The 15,422-nt window shown below is 63.5% G+C and carries 14 protein-coding genes; 7 read left to right on the forward strand and 7 right to left on the reverse strand.

Features of this window, described 5'->3' with window-relative positions:
* The first annotated feature begins 151 nt into the window (after positions 1-151).
* From hpaD to BLW80_RS01515, 3 genes are all read left to right on the forward strand, one after another.
* Positions 152-1,135: a 3,4-dihydroxyphenylacetate 2,3-dioxygenase gene (gene hpaD / locus BLW80_RS01505; RefSeq protein WP_093756553.1), complete on the forward strand. Its 984-nt coding sequence runs from the start codon at positions 152-154 to the stop codon at positions 1,133-1,135.
* Between the two features lie 273 nt (positions 1,136-1,408).
* Complete coding sequence (locus BLW80_RS01510; RefSeq protein ID WP_093756554.1) at positions 1,409-2,278, forward strand: fumarylacetoacetate hydrolase family protein; 870 nt, start codon at positions 1,409-1,411, stop codon at positions 2,276-2,278.
* Between the two features lie 15 nt (positions 2,279-2,293).
* Positions 2,294-3,922, forward strand: a complete 1,629-nt coding sequence (locus tag BLW80_RS01515; RefSeq protein ID WP_093756555.1) for a thiamine pyrophosphate-dependent enzyme — start codon at positions 2,294-2,296, stop codon at positions 3,920-3,922.
* A 251-nt stretch (positions 3,923-4,173) separates the two neighbouring features.
* Here BLW80_RS01515 and BLW80_RS01520 read toward each other — a convergent pair whose 3' ends face one another.
* The 7 genes from BLW80_RS01520 to BLW80_RS01550 form a co-directional block, all read right to left on the reverse strand.
* The gene (locus tag BLW80_RS01520; protein ID WP_093756556.1) at positions 4,174-5,391 is read right to left on the reverse strand and encodes an ABC transporter substrate-binding protein; all 1,218 of its coding nucleotides are present in this window, start codon (positions 5,389-5,391) and stop codon (positions 4,174-4,176) included.
* A 110-nt stretch (positions 5,392-5,501) separates the two neighbouring features.
* Entirely contained in the window at positions 5,502-6,746 is a 1,245-nt protein-coding gene (locus BLW80_RS01525) for an MFS transporter (RefSeq protein ID WP_093756557.1), read from the reverse strand.
* A 67-nt stretch (positions 6,747-6,813) separates the two neighbouring features.
* Complete coding sequence (alkB, locus tag BLW80_RS01530; protein WP_093756558.1) at positions 6,814-7,464, reverse strand: DNA oxidative demethylase AlkB; 651 nt, start codon at positions 7,462-7,464, stop codon at positions 6,814-6,816.
* Positions 7,465-7,485: 21 nt separating this feature from the next.
* Positions 7,486-8,229: a 2OG-Fe(II) oxygenase gene (locus BLW80_RS01535; RefSeq protein ID WP_093756559.1), complete on the reverse strand. Its 744-nt coding sequence runs from the start codon at positions 8,227-8,229 to the stop codon at positions 7,486-7,488.
* Between the two features lie 319 nt (positions 8,230-8,548).
* The gene (locus BLW80_RS01540; RefSeq protein WP_093756560.1) at positions 8,549-9,238 is read right to left on the reverse strand and encodes a DUF2848 domain-containing protein; all 690 of its coding nucleotides are present in this window, start codon (positions 9,236-9,238) and stop codon (positions 8,549-8,551) included.
* 24 nt (positions 9,239-9,262) lie between these two features.
* Positions 9,263-10,627, reverse strand: coding sequence for an amidase (locus BLW80_RS01545; protein ID WP_093756561.1), 1,365 nt, complete (start codon positions 10,625-10,627; stop codon positions 9,263-9,265).
* Positions 10,628-10,667: 40 nt separating this feature from the next.
* A complete protein-coding gene (locus BLW80_RS01550; protein WP_068735784.1) occupies positions 10,668-11,000 on the reverse strand; it encodes an AtuA-related protein in 333 nt (110 codons plus the stop codon).
* Positions 11,001-11,214: 214 nt separating this feature from the next.
* On the opposite strand from BLW80_RS01550, the gene BLW80_RS01555 reads away from it, so the two are divergent.
* The 4 genes from BLW80_RS01555 to BLW80_RS01570 all read left to right on the forward strand — a co-directional run bounded on the left by BLW80_RS01555 (position 11,215) and on the right by BLW80_RS01570 (position 15,412).
* A complete protein-coding gene (locus BLW80_RS01555; protein ID WP_093756562.1) occupies positions 11,215-11,628 on the forward strand; it encodes a Zn-ribbon domain-containing OB-fold protein in 414 nt (137 codons plus the stop codon).
* A gap of 4 nt (positions 11,629-11,632) precedes the next feature.
* A complete protein-coding gene (locus BLW80_RS01560; protein WP_093756563.1) occupies positions 11,633-12,772 on the forward strand; it encodes a thiolase C-terminal domain-containing protein in 1,140 nt (379 codons plus the stop codon).
* A 179-nt stretch (positions 12,773-12,951) separates the two neighbouring features.
* On the forward strand, positions 12,952-13,875 hold the full coding sequence (locus tag BLW80_RS01565; RefSeq protein ID WP_093756564.1) for an SDR family NAD(P)-dependent oxidoreductase: 924 nt from the start codon (positions 12,952-12,954) through the stop codon (positions 13,873-13,875).
* Between the two features lie 235 nt (positions 13,876-14,110).
* Positions 14,111-15,412, forward strand: a complete 1,302-nt coding sequence (locus BLW80_RS01570; RefSeq protein WP_093756565.1) for an MFS transporter — start codon at positions 14,111-14,113, stop codon at positions 15,410-15,412.
* Positions 15,413-15,422 lie beyond the last annotated feature (10 nt).

Genomic DNA, 15,422 nt, shown 5'->3' on the forward strand with positions numbered 1-15,422 from the left:
CCCTTACGCACGTGAACCCGGAATCTCGTGCGGTTCATCCCCCTCTGAACCGCCCGGCATCGAGAAGTGATGAACATATCGGGATTCCGGGTTCACGTGCGCTAGTGCGCACGCGCCCCGGAATGACGAGATAAAAACGCAGGAAACGCCCATGCCCGTGCCGACCCACGTGTTCGATCCGCCCTTCAACATCCTGCGCTCCAGCCACGTCGTGCTGGATGTCACTGATCTCAAGGCCAGCCGCGCATTCTATGAGAACGCCGTCGGCCTGCATGTCGAGGACGCCGACAGCGACACCGTCTATCTGCGCGCCGTCGAGGAGCACCAGCATCACTCGCTGGTGTTGCGCAAGGCGGCAACATCAGCTTGCCATCGGCTGGGCTTCCGCGTCGCCAGCGAGAACGATCTCGACAAGGCCGCCGCCTGGTTCGCTGCCAACGGCATTGTCTACTCCTTCGTCGAGCGCCCGTTCCAGGGCCGCACGATGCATGTCACCGATCCGTTCGGCTTCCAGATCGAACTCTATGCAACCATGGAGAAGCGCCCGCATCTGCTGCGCCGCTTCGACCTTTACAAGGGTTGCCATCCACAGCGGCTCGATCACTTCAACGTCTTCGCCGCCGAGGTGCAGGACACCGTCGACTTCTATGCGCGGCTCGGCTTCCGGCTGACCGAATATGGCGAGGAGGACGGCGAAGGCGGCCGCATCGCCGCTGCCTGGATGCATCGCAAGGGCAATGTCCACGACTTCGCCATCACCAATGGCAAGGGGCCGCGGCTGCATCATTTCGCCTATTGGGTGCCGACCGCGATGAACATCCTGCATCTTTGCGACGTCATGGCGTCATCGGGCTATCTGAAGAACCTGGAGCGTGGCCCCGGCCGCCACGGCATCTCCAATGCGTTCTTCCTCTATGTCAGGGATCCCGACGGCCATCGCCTCGAACTCTACACGTCAGACTACCAGACCATGGACACCGACCACGAGCCCCTGCGCTGGTCGCTGAAGGACCCGCGCCGCCAGACCCTGTGGGGCGCGCCTGCGCCAAGGTCATGGTTCGAACAGGGTTCGCCATTCAATGGGCAGGCCGTGCGTGAGCCGGCGTTTGTAGCGGATGTGACGATTGCGGATTGAGTGTGAGATGATGATGGGTGGTGACGTGATACGCACCGTCGACATATTTTCCCTCCCCCTTGCGGGGAGGGTCGGCCGAACGAAGCGATGCGAAGCATCGCTGACGTGGAGGCCGGGGTGGGGGTGCCCCACGCTCCGACGTCACGTGGGGCACCCCCACCCGACCGGCCCAATAAGAAGAATTGGGCCGGCCACCCTCCCCTCCCTGCACAGCTTCGCTGTGCTTGGGGGGAGGAATCATCGGAGCGTCGCGGCAATATCGGAGCGCAACCTATGACCCACTCCCGCCTCGCCACCTTCACCGTCAACGGAGTCCTGAAATACGGCGCCGTCACTGACGATGGGATCGTCGATCTGTCGGCGCGCTACGGCGGGGATTATCCGACGCTGCGCGAGGCCATCGCCCATGGCGCCTTGCATCGCCTCGCCGATGCCGCGGCCAACCAGCCTGCGGATTTTGCACTGGAGAGCATCACCTGGCAGCCGCCGATCCCCGCACCGGAAAAGATCATCTGCATCGGCGTCAACTATCCGGACCGCAACGCCGAATACAAGGACGGTCAGGACGCGCCGAAATATCCGAGCATGTTCATGCGCACGCCGCGCTCCTTCGTCGGGCATGAGGCGCCGCTGGTGCGGCCGCGCGTATCCAGGCAGCTCGACTATGAAGGCGAAGTGGTGCTGGTGATCGGCAAGGCCGGACGCCACATCGCCGAGGGCGATGCGCTGGACCACATCGCCGCCTTGACGCTCTGCAACGAAGGCACCATCCGCGACTGGGTACGCCACGCCAAGTTCAACGTTACGCAAGGCAAGAATTTCGACTCCACCGGCAGCCTCGGGCCATGGATCGTGCCCTATAGCGACGAAAGCCAGATCGCTGACATCCGCCTCACCACGCATGTCAACGGCGAGCTGCGGCAGGACGATCGCACCTCGCGGCTGATGTTCGGCTTCCGCTATCTCCTGAGCTATATCTCGACCTTCACGACCCTCGTGCCCGGCGACGTGATCGTCACCGGCACGCCGACCGGCGCCGGTGCGCGCTTCGATCCGCCACGCTATCTTGTCCCCGGCGATGTAATCGAGATCAAGGCGGACGGCATCGGCACGCTGCGCAATGGCGTCGTCGACGAACACTAACGGATTGGAATACGCATGACTGTTCTCACCGGTGGCGAAGCCATCGTAAGCGGGCTCAAGGCACATGGCGTTGATACGGTGTTCGGCCTGCCCGGCGCGCAGGTCTATGGTCTGTTCGACGCCTTTCATCAGGCGAAGCTGAACGTCATCGGCGCGCGCCACGAACAGGCCTGCGGCTATATGGCGTTCGGCTACGCCCGCGCCTCCGGCAAGCCCGGCGTGTTCAGCGTGGTGCCCGGCCCCGGCATTCTCAATGCCAGCGCGGCGATGCTGACCGCCTTCGGCTGCAACGAGCCGGTGATGTGCCTCACCGGTCAGGTGCCGAGTGATTACCTTGGCAAGGGCCGCGGTCATCTGCATGAGATGCCGGACCAGCTTGCGACACTCCGCAGTTTCGTGAAATGGGCCGAGCGCATCGACTATCCCGGGGACGCGCCGACCAAGGTGGCACGCGGATTTCAGGAGATGATGTCCGGCCGCCGCGGCCCCGTGGCGCTGGAAATGCCGTGGGATGTGTTCACGCAGCGCGCGGACACCGCCGCAGCGACGACGCTTGAGCCGTTCGCCGCGCCCTCGCCCGATCCTGACCGGATCAAGGCCGCAGCCGTGCTGATCAAGGCGAGTAAAGCGCCGATGATCTTTGTCGGCGCGGGCGCGATGGATGCGGGCGACGACATCCTCGCACTCGCCGAGATGATCGACGCGCCCGTGGTTGCGTTCCGCTCCGGCCGCGGCATCGTCAGCAATGCACATGAACTCGGCCTGACCATGGCGGCCGCCTATAATCTGTGGCCGCAGACCGATCTGATGATCGGCATCGGCTCGCGGATGGAATTGCCGACCACGTTCCGCTGGCCGTTCCGGCCGGAGGGGCTGAAGTCTATCCGCATCGATATCGATCCCGTCGAATTCCGACGGCTCACGGTCGATGCGCCGATCGTTGCCGATGCGACAGAAGGAACGCGCGCGCTGGTCGCCGCCGTGAGCAAGGCCGGATATACGAAGACGGCCGGGCGTCGCGAGACGATCCGCGCAGCCTCGGCGAAAGCGCAGAAAGACATCCAGGCGATCCAGCCGCAGATGGCCTATCTCGACATCCTGCGCGATGTGTTGCCGGAGAATGCCATCGTCACCGACGAGCTGTCGCAGGTCGGCTTCACCTCATGGTTCGGCTTCCCGGTCTATCAGCCCCGCACCTTCATCACCTCGGGCTATCAGGGCACGCTCGGCTCGGGCTTTCCTACCGCGCTCGGTGCCAAGGTCGCGCAGCCGGACCGGCCGGTGGTGGCCATCACCGGCGATGGCGGATTCATGTTCGCGGTGCAGGAACTGGCGACGGCCGTGCAGTTCAAGATCGGCGTGGTGACGCTGGTGTTCAACAACAATGCCTATGGCAATGTGCGGCGCGACCAGTTGCAGGTGTTCGACGGCCGCGTAGTGGCCGCCGATCTGGTCAATCCGGATTTCGTCAAGCTCGCGGAGTCATTCGGCGTCGGTGCTATCAGGGTGACGTCACCGGCGGAGTTCAAGCCGGCGCTGGAGAAGGCGCTGGCGGACGGTGGGCCGTACCTGATCGCGGTGGATGTGGTCAGGGACTCGGAAGTCAGTCCGTGGGCGTTCATTCATCCGAAGAAGCCAGCTTAACCTCTCCCCGCTCTGCGCGGGGAGAGGTCGACCGGCGTAGCGCAGCGAAGCCGGTCGGGTGAGGGGCGAGGCAAGAAAGAGGACACATGTTCAACCTCTCGGATCGAAGATGTGCGATCCGAGAGGAATAGTTCGCAGCGACTGCAGTGGATGCCCCTCACCCGCCGCGCCCCTCGATGCTGCGCATCGAAAGGCGCGTCGACCTCTCCCCGCAAATGCGGGAGAGGTTAGTACGCCCCGGAACGACGAGTTTATTGTTTGACCGGCGGATCCAGCATCGTGCATCCACCTTCCGCGATCGGGCGCATGATGTCTTCGGCCTTCACCTTGCCCTTGATGCTCAGCAGGTCCCACTCGCCCTTGACCTCCGACGGCTTCTTCACTTCTGCCAGCAGCATGTCATTCATCAGCCGGCCGTCCTCGCGTACGCGGGCGCCCGGCGCGAAGAAATCGTCGACCGGCATCGCCTTCATCTGACGCATCACCTTCAACCCGTCATTCTCGTTGGCGGCTTCCGCAGCGCGCAGATAATGTTTCACGGCGCTATAAACGCCGGCCTGCGCATGGGTCGGCATCTTGCCGTGCTTGGCCATGAAGCGTTTGCCGAATTCGCGGCTGGCATCATCGTTGTCCCAATAATAGCCCTCAAGATACTGCACGCCCTGCGTGGCTTCGGAGCCGAGCGCCTTCACCGAGGTGAGATAGAAGATCAGCACGGCGAGCTTCTGTTTGCCCTCGCCGATCTGGAATTCGCGCGCCTGCTTGATATTGGTGACGGTGTCGCCCGAGGCATTGGCCAGCGCGATCACCTTGGCGCCGGAGGATTGCGCCTGCAGCAGGAAGGACGAGAAATCCATCGTGCCGACCGGATGCTTCACCGCGCCGAGCACCTTGCCGCCGGCAGCTTCCACCACTTTCGAGACTTCCGCCTGCATGGCGATACCGAACGCGTAATCCGCTGTGATGAAATACCAGGTATCGCCGCCCTGCTTGACCACGGCCTTGGCGATGCCCTGCGCCAGCGAATAGGTGTCGTACAGCCACATCGCGGCGGTCGGCGCGCATTGCTTGCCGAATACGTCGGCCGTGGCCGAGCCGACATGCACCAGCACCTTGCCGCGCTCGCGCGCCATGTTCTGCACTGCCAGCGAGATCGCAGAATTGCCGATGTCGAAGATCGCATCGACGCCCTGCTGATCGTAGAGATCGCGCGCCAGCGACACGCCGATATCGGTCTTGTTCTGATGATCCGGCCCGAGCAGTTTCACCGGCTGGCCACGCACCTTGCCGCCAACATCGTCGATCGCAAGCTGCGCCGCGACCACGCTGCCGGTGCCACCGGCATCGGAGAACACCGAACTCTTGTCGTTCAGCACCGCGATGGTGAGAGGTTTGGTGATGGGGTCGGCAAGCGCCGAACCGTTCAGGCAAGCAACAGCAATGGCAGCCAATATGCCCATTCGGGTCATTGTCGTTTCCTCGTTCTGGTTTTTATTGAGGAAAGCGTAATGGCGGCCGAATGCCTTGGCCAGCGAAATTTAATCGATCGATTAAATCGAATTCCGACGCGCGGAAAGCATCAGACGATTGGTATCGATGCGCTCCGCCGCTGCAGCCGAACCGCAGCGAGCGCCAGTAGTCCAGCACCGGCGACCGCCCAGCATGCGACGGGCGCCCAGTGCAGCAACGGCGCATAGTCCGGCAGCTTCTGCAATCCGCCGGCGACGGCGGCCATGCGTGCGAAGGTTGCGAGCGCGAGCGCCGAGAAGACGAGACCGATGACCTTGCCCTCGGCGCCGGTCTCGCCGATCGCCATCGCCGCCGACACCGCGCTCATCATCACGCAGCCCCATGCCGCGCCGGCGATGAATTGCGCCGCGATCAGCATGTTGAGATTCACAGCGAACTCCGCGCCGATCACCGCAAGCGCGCCGAGCAATCCGGCGGTGCCAATGACGACGATGCCGCCCTGACGCTTGACCACCGCGCTGGCCGGAAACATCGCGATGTTGAATCCGATCCAGAAGATCGGCATCAGCCATTCCAGATCGGCCGGCTTGGCGAAGCGCAGGAACATCGGCGCGCTGTTGATGCTGAAATGCAGCTGGAAGCCGAGCGCGAGAATGACCATCGCAGCGATGAACAGCATGGGCATGCGGCCGAGCGCCTTGCCTTGTGCCGGCAAAGCCTTTGCCTCGCGGGCGCTGACCTGCACGAGTCCGCGCTCGACGCGCGACAGCGCCAGCGTCACGATCAGCAAGACGACGCCGGCAAGTACGAAAGGCAGCCGCGCATCGACGCCGCGCAATGTCGTGCCGAGATAGGGCGCGAGCGCGCCGGCAACGCCATAGCCGAGCATGGCCAACGCCGCGAGAAATGGCCGCGATGGGCGCGCCGCATATTTGCCAAGCAATGTCAGCGGCGGCGCGCGCAAGGCGGAAGATGTCGCCGACCAGATCACGATCAATGCGATCAGCGCGACCTGCGCCTTCGGTCCCTGCCCGGCAACGAAAGGCAGCGCGACGAAGGCTGCACAGGACACCGCGGTCAGGATGCCGACAATGAGGCCGAGCCGGCCGACCACGCGCGCGACCCTGTCGGCAACCAGACCCATCGCCGTATCCGTAACAGTGAAGATCGCCTGATCGAGCATCAGGATGAAGATGACGACGGTCGGTGCAATGCCGGCATCGGCGGCGAGCTTCGGCAGATAGATCACATAGCTGACCCAGCCCAGCGTGAAGACCAGTTGCAGGACGGCGAGATAGATGCCCGCAGCTTTGCCGGAGACGGCTTGTGTGCCGGTTCGTTCCTGCTCGCTCATGGTCCCCTCACCCCGCCCGACCATAGAATGGTCGCGGCAGCCAAGGAAAGCGTTCAACGCGCGCCGTTCAACACGTCTTGCGGAAGGTCAGGTTGATGCGCTGGCCGCCCATGACCGGGTGCGTGCCGTCCGGCAGCGGCGCGACGCCGTGATAGGCCAGCCGCGACGGGCCGCCCCAGACCACCACATCGCCATGGGTCAGACGATAGCGCCTCGTTGGCGCGCTGCGGGTGAGACCGCCGAACAGGAATGTTGCCGGCAGGCCGAGCGAAACCGAGACGATGGGCGCGCGCAGATCGAGTTCGTCCTTGTCCTGGTGCAACGAGAGTTTGGCGCCGGGCTTGTAGCGGTTGATCAGGCACGCATCCGGCACGAAGGCCTCGAAGCCGGCCTGAACGGCAGCGCGGGCAGCGAGATCGCGAAACGATGCCGGCATTTCGGGCCATGGCTTGCCGCTCTCGGGATCGAAGGGATCGTAGCGATAGCCTGATGGATCCGAGACCCATCCGACACGGCCGCAATTGGTCATGGCGACCGACATGGTGTGACCGCCCGGCGTGACCAGATGGCGGAACGGCGCCGCCTTCACGATCATACGCAGCGCGGCGATTACATCCGGCTGTTCGGCGGCGAAGAAATTTCGCAGCAGAACGGCACCTTCGGCGAGCTCTTCGCGCGCTGGCTGATCATCCCTGATATCTGCGAACAGGTCGGTCATCGCGGTGCTTCAGTCGTCCCGTCACTTCGCATCGTGAAAGATCACCCCGAGCGTATGGCGACGGCCCGACTTCACCCGGCTGACGCCATGGCGCAGATTGACGCGATAGCTGCCGCGTGTGCCGGCAACCGGCCGGTGATGCACGGCGAACACCACGGCATCGCCCTGCCGCAAGTCTACCACTTCGGCGCGCGACTGCATGCGCGGACGCTGCTCCGTCAACACGAATTCTCCGCCGGTGAAATCCTCCGACGGCTCCGACAGCAGGATCGCGACCTGTAGCGGAAACACGTGTTCGCCATAGAGATCCTGATGCAGGCAGTTGTAGTCCCCGGCTTCATATTGCAGCAGCAGCGGCGTCGGTCGGGTCTGTCCGGCGTCGTGGCAGCGCTTGAGAAACGCGGCGTGATCGGCGGGAAAGCGCACGTCGATCCCCATCGCCTCGTTCCAGCGATTGGCGATCGTGCTCAATGGTCCGTAGAGCGCCGGACGCAGGCCGGCGATCGGATCGGGCAGCGGATAGTTGAAATATTTGTATTCGCCGCGGCCGAAGCCGTGGCGGCCCATGACGATGCGGCTGCGGAAACGGGAATCGTCGGGATAGAGCGATGCGAGGTGACGACACTCATCGGGCGTGAGCAGTTTCTCGAACACGGCACAGCCCTGGGCGTCAAGTTCGGCGCCGATGCGCTGCCAGTCGATGGCATCGACGCGCGCCTGCGGCGCGTCATTGTTTTCTGGGCGCTTCTTCGCGAGTGAAACCATGTCATCGCCTCCGTCATCCGGCCGCGATCATGTTGTCATGGCCTGTTGGCCATTTTGGGGAGATGGGCGGGTGAAGCCACCCGATTTCCGGGCAACTAACCTCTCCCCGCTCTTTGCGGGGAGAGGTCGGACGGCGAAGCCGGCCGGGTGAGGGGCGAGGCAGGAGAGAAAAGACAGGCGCAGAACTATCGGATCGAAGGACGGGAGACCCGGGAGCGCGCGCGCGTGGTGACGACGGTGACCGCCCCTCACCCGCTCCGGCTGCGCTGCGCTTCGCCGGATCGACCTCTCCCCGCAATGCGGGGAGAGGTTAAGAACCTCAGCCCACCACCGGCAATGTCTTCACATCATAGCCATGGCTAATCTTGCGCTTCAGCACGGGATCTTCGATCTCGTAATCAAAACGCTCCGCCGGTCGGATGCCGCCCTTGGCGGCGAAGGTGCCGCCGAACATGGCGGTGCCGTCGGGCAGCTTGTCGCTGTCAAAGCCCTTCTTGATCAACTCGGCCACCGGCAGCATGCCGCTGAGCAGACCCTCCTGATACAGCACCTTCTCGCCCTTGATGGTGGCCCAGGAGCGCAGGATGATCTGGTCCCAATGGGGAAGCAGTTCGGACAGTTCCCACACCACCGGCGCGATCGGCTTGTCGCACATCTGCTTCGACACAGTGATGTTGTAGGTCTCGACCTTGCGGTCGGTATGGTCGGAGCCGACGCCGACATAGGTCTTGCCGCCTGACGCAATCAGGCAGAACTCGACTTCGCCCGACGAATTCTCGTCGGTGCATTCGATCATGCCATCGGTGGTGAAACGGCGCGCCGAGCAGCGGTAGTAGATCGGCGTCGAGGCCGGCGGCGCGATGCCGAGCGCCTCGAGTTCCTTGATGTGATGATCGCGCGCGACGGGATCGCGGCCGGTCCAGCCGGCGATGACGCCCTGCGTGATCTTGAGCGTCAGCGGCGACTTGGTGCCTTTTGCGTCCAGCGTGAACGCGATCTCGGTGGTCATGCGTGTATCCTCAGGTTTCAGAGATTAACCGCGAACGGTGGTTTCAATGCCCGCAGCGAGTTCGAAGATGCGACGGTCGGCGCCGCCGGCGGCTGCCAGCATCAGGCCGACGGGCGCTTCGTCCTTTGCGTGGATCGGCAGCGAGATGGCGCAGCCGTCGATCATGTTGATTAGCGTGCAGTTGCGCAGCGCCATCAGGTTCTGCTTCGAGAACACCTTGTCGTCAGCCATGTCGGCAATCGACGGCGGCGTGATCGCGCAGGTCGGCAGCACCAGCGCATCGTAAGGCGCGATGCGCTTTTCAGTGCGTGCGATCAGCGAGCGGCGCATCGGCAGCAGATCGAGATAGTCGGCGGCATTCTGGGTCTCGCCGCGCTGGATGCGCAGCGCAACGCGGGGATCATAGACGTCGCCCTTGCTGGCGAGCAGATAGCGATGCCAGGCATAGGATTCCGCAGCGGTGAAGCCACCCTTGGTGCTCATCGGTGCGATACCATTGAATTCAGGCACCTCGATGCGCTCGATGATCGCGCCCTTGTCGGCGAGCTTCTTCAGCGCGCGTTCGAAGGCGGTTGCGACGACGGGGTCGAGATCGTCCATCGCCAGCGTGGTCGGCACCGCGAGACGCATGCCCTTGATGGGGCGCGGGGTGAGTTCAAACTCGGGCTCGCCGGCGAGCACCGCATCCATCGCCGCGCAGCAGGCGACCGAGCGCGCGAGCGGGCCGATGCTGTCGAGCGTAAAGGACAGCGGCACGGCGCCATCGAGCGGCACGCGGCGCTGTGTCGGCTTGTAGCCAACGATGCCGTTGAAGGCTGCCGGAATGCGGCAGGAACCGCCGGTGTCGGTGCCCAGCGCCGCATGCGCCATGCCATCGAGCACGGAGACGGCGGCACCGGAGGACGAGCCGCCGGGCACATGGCCGACCTCGCGCTTCCACGCCCCCTTCGGCGTGCCGTAATGCGGATTGGTGCCAATGCCCGAATAGGCGAATTCGACCATGTTGGTGCGGCCGATCACCACGAAGCCGGCACGGCGCAGACGCGCGACGGTGGGCGCGTCGGCATCGGCCGGCGCCGAGTCGTCCAGCGCGCGGGAGCCTGCGCGGGTCACCTGACCCTTGATGTCGAACAGGTCCTTGATGGAGATCGGAATGCCGGCAAAGCGCGACGGCGCGGCATTGGCCTTGCGCAGCGCATCCATGGCATCGGCGGCGGCCAGAGCCGCATCCTTGTCGACGTGAATGAAGGTGCGCGCGCCCTCGCCGTTCGGATCGGCGATTTTGGCCAGACAGGCTTCGACCAGCTTGCGGGACGTGGTGCGACCGGCGGCAAGGTCAGCGGCCAGGCTGGCGAGGGTCGGTGCGGTCTGGTGGAAGTCGTTGCTCATGGTCGCGGCATCCTGTGTGTCTTGCCGGACCCGCAAGTGGTCACGGCGCCCGGTCGGTATCGCCGAAAGTGTCCTCGATTTCCAGATCGAGCAGCGCGGAGCTGAGCGATTTGCCATGCGCATCGAGCGCGAGCGATCGCGTCACCCCGCCGCCAAGCGCCTGATCCATGACGAAATTCAAGGCCGCCAGATTGGGCAGTTCATAGCGGACCACCTCGCCCGCGACGATGCCCGCAAACAGGGCCTTCACGCGCGCGGCGGTCACCTGGGATACTATCAACGGATATAGCTTTGCGTCAAAGGCAATTACCGAGATGTTGGAAATGTTGCCTTTGTCACCTGTGCGGGAATGGGCGATCTCGCGCAGCTTCACGTCATGCTCCCTGAACCATCCGTACCAACCTACCCTGCCTGGTTGCAGCGGGACAAGCCTCGCACGTATTTCAACCTGAATTCCACGTCGTCCCGCAGTGAGCAGATACGGCCATGCAGCACGCGCGCTGGACCGCCCCCGGTGGAATGTGGAATGTCCATCCAGAGGACAACGAACGGGGCCAAATCCCCGTCCAAGGGAGAGAAGACGACACATGGCTGAACCAGCCCGCGCGCGGCCGAAACCGACACCGGAAACCCAGCATTATTGGGACGGCGCAAAAGCCGGCGAACTCCGCCTGCAGCGCTGCGACGATTGCAGCAATGTGTATTTTCCGCCGCGGCCGTTCTGTCCGTCCTGCGCCTCGCGCAAGGTTTCGGTGTTCAAGGCCTCGGGCAAGGGTTTCCTGTACAGCTACGTCATCAATCACCGCCCCGCTGCGCCGGGCTTCACGCCGCCTTACGCGATTGCCGTGGTCGAGCTTGAGGAAGGTCCGCGGCTGATGAGCAACATCATCGATTGTCCGCAGACGCCCGAAGCGCTCGAACTCGACATGAAGCTCGAGGTCGCCTTCGAGAAGCTCGACGACGCCATCACCCTCCCCGTATTCCGTCCGGCGAAGGGCTGAGATCATGCGCAGAAACGCAGTCGCCGTTGTCGGCGCAGCCGAGACCACCGAGCTCGGCGTCATCCCCAACATGTCGCAGATCCAGCTTCACGCGGATGCGGCGCTCAACGCCATCAAGGATGCCGGGCTGAAACTGTCTGATATCGACGGCATCGCCACAGCCGTCGAGACACCTCAGCAGATCGCGCATTATCTCGGCATCACGCCGACCTGGGTCGACGGCACATCAGTGGGCGGTTGCTCGTTCATGCTGCATGTTCGCCACGCGGCCGCGGCGATCGAGGCCGGCCTGTGCAAGACGGTTCTGATCACGCACGCGGAGTCCGGCAAGTCGATGATCGGCAAATTGCCACGCTCGATTCCGGCAGACAGTCTGCAGGGCCAGTTCGAGGCGCCCTATGGTGTCTACGGTCCGCCGAGCATGTTCCCGATCCCTGTCCTGCGCTACATGAAGACGCATGGCATCACCCATGAGCAGATCGCCTCGGTCGCCGTATTCCAGCGCGAATGGGCGGCGAAGAATCCGCGCGCGATGATGAAGGCGCCGATCACGGTCGAGGACGTGCTGAACTCGAAGATGATCGCCTATCCGTTCCGCATCCTGCAATGCTGCCTCGTCACCGATGGCGGCGGCGCGCTGATCCTGACCTCGGCCGATCGCGCGAAGGATTTCCCGAACAAGCCGGTCTATATTCTCGGCACCGGCGAGAGCGTGGAAACGCCGATGGTGAGCCAGATGAAGACCTTCGATTCATCGCGCGCCTTCACCGTGGCCGGACCGACCGCATTCCGCGAGGCGGGGATCGCGCATAAGGACGTCGATCACCTGATGATCTACGATGCCTTCGCGCATCTGCCGCTGTATGGTCTCGGCGATCTCGGCTTCATGCCGCATGAGGAAACCGGCAAGTTCATCGCGGAGGGCAACACCCGCCCCGGCGGCAAGCTGCCGATGAACACCAATGGCGGCGGCCTCAGCTACATGCATTCCGGAATGTACGGCATGTATGCACTGCAGGAGAGCGTGCGCCAGATGCGCGGCATCGCGCCGGCGCAGGTGCCGGGTGCGAAGATATCAGTGTGCCACGGCGTCGGCGGCATGTTCGCTGCGTCGGGGACTGTAATTTTTACGAACGAAGCCTAACTCGTCATTCCGGGGCGCGAACGCCACTTGGCGGTCGCGAACCCGGAATCTCGACCTGGGAGTCTCCGACAGTGCCAAGCCATTTCGGGATTCCGGGTTCGCCCGCGGCTGACGCCGCGTTCGCCCCGGAATGACGAGCTAGCCAATCAAGAACAACCACCACCAAAAGGAACCACCACATGGCATCTACCAAATCACTCGACGGCAAGGTCATCGTCGTCACCGGCGCAGGGCGCGGCATCGGCCGCGGCATTGCGCTGCTCTGCGCCGCTGAAGGCGCCAAGGTCGTCGTCAACGATCCCGGCGTCGGCACCGACGGTTCGGGCGGCGACGGCGCGGCTCCGGCCGAGCAGGTCGTCGAGGAAATCAAAGCAGCCGGTGGCACCGCCGTTGCGAACTTCGAGTCGGTTGCCGAAGCGATTCCGGCCAGCAAGATCATCAAGCAGGCCGTGGACACCTATGGCAAGATCGACGGCGTGGTGAACAATGCCGGCATCCTGCGCGACGCGATCTTCCACAAGATGTCGATCGATGCGTTCGAGATGGTGATCAAGGTCCATCTGATGGGCTCGTTCTACACCTCGCACGCCGCCGCGCGTTACTTCCGCGAGCAAAACTCCGGCTCGTTCGTGCACTTCACCTCGACCTCGGGCCTGATCGGCAATTTCGGTCAGGCTAACTATTCGGCCGCCAAGCTCGGCATCGTCGGTCTGTCGAAGTCGATCGCGCTCGACATGGGCCGCTTCGGCGTCAATTCGAACTGCGTCTCGCCCTTCGCCTGGAGCCGCATGATCGGCAGCATCCCGACTGAGACCGAAGCCGAGAAGGCCCGCGTCGAACGCATGCAGCGCATGGGTCCGGAAAAGATCGCACCGCTGGTGGCGCATCTGCTCTCCGACGACGCCAAGGAAATCTCCGGGCAGATTTTTGCCGCGCGCATGAACGAGATCTTCCTGATGGGCCAGTCACGCCCGCTGCGTTCGATCCACCGCGCCGAAGGCTGGACCCCGCAGACCCTCGCCGAACACGGCATGCCGGCGCTGAAGTCGTCGTTCTACAAGCTCGACCGCTCGGCTGACATTTTCAGCTGGGATCCAGTCTAAGCGTTTAAGTCGGCTCGCGGGAGCATCACTCCCGTGAGCCGATTTCTACAACCCAGAATTTAAAACGAAACAATATTACTCAAATAGCTATGCATAGCGGTCTTATCTGACCCGAGATCGGGCTAATTTCGTCATAAAGAATTCAAACGCCGGCCAAGACCGGCTATGTCACCAGCAATCAACGGGTTTGACGTCACGCATGTGCGGACGAAACCGCATTTGCTGGACGAACATCATGACAGATCACGCGGGCGCGATGCCCTCCGCGGCCATGCCGCATTCCAAGCCGCTGAATTCCCCCGCCCGCGTTCTGCTGGCGAGCCTGATCGGCACCACGATCGAATTCTTCGACTTCTACGTCTATGCCACCGCCGCGGTGCTGGTGTTTCCAAAACTGTTCTTCCCGGCCGGCAACGACACCGCCGCGCTGCTCGCGTCCTTCGCGGTGTTCTCGATCGCGTTCTTTGCGCGTCCGTTCGGCGCGGTTGTGTTCGGCCATTTCGGCGATCGCGTCGGCCGCAAGACCACGCTGGTCGCAGCCTTGCTGACCATGGGCATTTCGACCGTGCTGATCGGCCTGCTGCCCACGCATGCGCAGATCGGCCTCGCAGCGCCGCTTCTGCTGGTGCTGTGCCGTTTCGGCCAGGGCTTTGGACTCGGCGGTGAATGGGGCGGCGCCGTGCTGCTCGCCACCGAGAACGCGCCGGAAGGCAAGCGCAACTGGTACGCCATGTTCCCGCAGCTCGGCGCGCCGCTCGGCCTGTTCCTCTCGTCGGGCACATTCTTCATCCTGCTGCATTTCGTCTCGCCGGAAACGTTCCTGAGCTGGGCGTGGCGCGTGCCGTTCCTCGCCTCCATCGTGCTGATCGCCATCGGATTGTGGGTGCGCCTGTCGATCACCGAAACGCCGGAATTCCAGAAGGCCATCGAGAAGGCCGAGCGCGTTGCCGTCCCCAGCATGGAGCTGTTGCGCAAGCACAAGCGCAGCCTCATGCTCGGCACACTGGTCGGTCTGATGACCTTCGTATTCTTCTATGTCTGCACGGCCTATCTGCTGTCCTACAATGTCGGTATCGCGAAGATGACGTTGCTCGATGCGCTCAAGGTGCAGATTGCCGGCGCCGTCGCTTTCGGCACCACCAACATCCTGGCCGGCCTGCTCGCGGACAAGATCGGTCGCCGCACGCTCCTGATCACCAATTGCCTGATGGTGATCGTGTTCTCGTTTTTCCTGGCACCGCTGCTGTCAGGTGGCGTGGCGGGCATCTATGCCTTCGCGCTGATCGGTCTGGCGATCTTCGGCGTCAATTATGGCCTGATCGGCGCCGCGCTGGCGGCACCGTTTCCGACCGCCGTACGCTATACCGGCTCGTCGATGACGTTCAATCTGGCGAGCATCTTCGGCGCCTCACTGGCGCCCTATATCGCCACCTGGCTGCAGGCAAATTACGGTCTCGCTTACATCGGCTATTACGTGCTCGCCGCCGCGACGATCACGCTCATCGCGATCTTCGCTTCGGACAAGCACGAGGTCTGAGCGCGCTTGC

The sequence above is a fragment of the Tardiphaga sp. OK245 genome, assembly GCF_900108575.1.
GTDB classification, from domain to species: domain Bacteria; phylum Pseudomonadota; class Alphaproteobacteria; order Rhizobiales; family Xanthobacteraceae; genus Tardiphaga; species Tardiphaga robiniae.

Excerpts from the sequence above, each read along its gene's own strand:
- hpaD (WP_093756553.1), top strand. The coding sequence starts at position 152 with ATGCCCGTGCCGACCCACGTGTTCGATCCGCCCTTCAACATCCTGCGC.
- BLW80_RS01555 (WP_093756562.1), top strand. The coding sequence starts at position 11,215 with ATGGCTGAACCAGCCCGCGCGCGGCCGAAACCGACACCGGAAACCCAG.
- BLW80_RS01525 (WP_093756557.1), bottom strand. The coding sequence starts at position 6,746 with ATGAGCGAGCAGGAACGAACCGGCACACAAGCCGTCTCCGGCAAAGCT.
- alkB (WP_093756558.1), bottom strand. The coding sequence starts at position 7,464 with ATGACCGACCTGTTCGCAGATATCAGGGATGATCAGCCAGCGCGCGAA.
- BLW80_RS01520 (WP_093756556.1), bottom strand. The coding sequence starts at position 5,391 with ATGACCCGAATGGGCATATTGGCTGCCATTGCTGTTGCTTGCCTGAAC.
- BLW80_RS01565 (WP_093756564.1), top strand. The coding sequence starts at position 12,952 with ATGGCATCTACCAAATCACTCGACGGCAAGGTCATCGTCGTCACCGGC.
- BLW80_RS01515 (WP_093756555.1), top strand. The coding sequence starts at position 2,294 with ATGACTGTTCTCACCGGTGGCGAAGCCATCGTAAGCGGGCTCAAGGCA.
- BLW80_RS01570 (WP_093756565.1), top strand. The coding sequence starts at position 14,111 with ATGACAGATCACGCGGGCGCGATGCCCTCCGCGGCCATGCCGCATTCC.
- BLW80_RS01510 (WP_093756554.1), top strand. The coding sequence starts at position 1,409 with ATGACCCACTCCCGCCTCGCCACCTTCACCGTCAACGGAGTCCTGAAA.
- BLW80_RS01545 (WP_093756561.1), bottom strand. The coding sequence starts at position 10,627 with ATGAGCAACGACTTCCACCAGACCGCACCGACCCTCGCCAGCCTGGCC.
- BLW80_RS01560 (WP_093756563.1), top strand. The coding sequence starts at position 11,633 with ATGCGCAGAAACGCAGTCGCCGTTGTCGGCGCAGCCGAGACCACCGAG.
- BLW80_RS01535 (WP_093756559.1), bottom strand. The coding sequence starts at position 8,229 with ATGGTTTCACTCGCGAAGAAGCGCCCAGAAAACAATGACGCGCCGCAG.
- BLW80_RS01540 (WP_093756560.1), bottom strand. The coding sequence starts at position 9,238 with ATGACCACCGAGATCGCGTTCACGCTGGACGCAAAAGGCACCAAGTCG.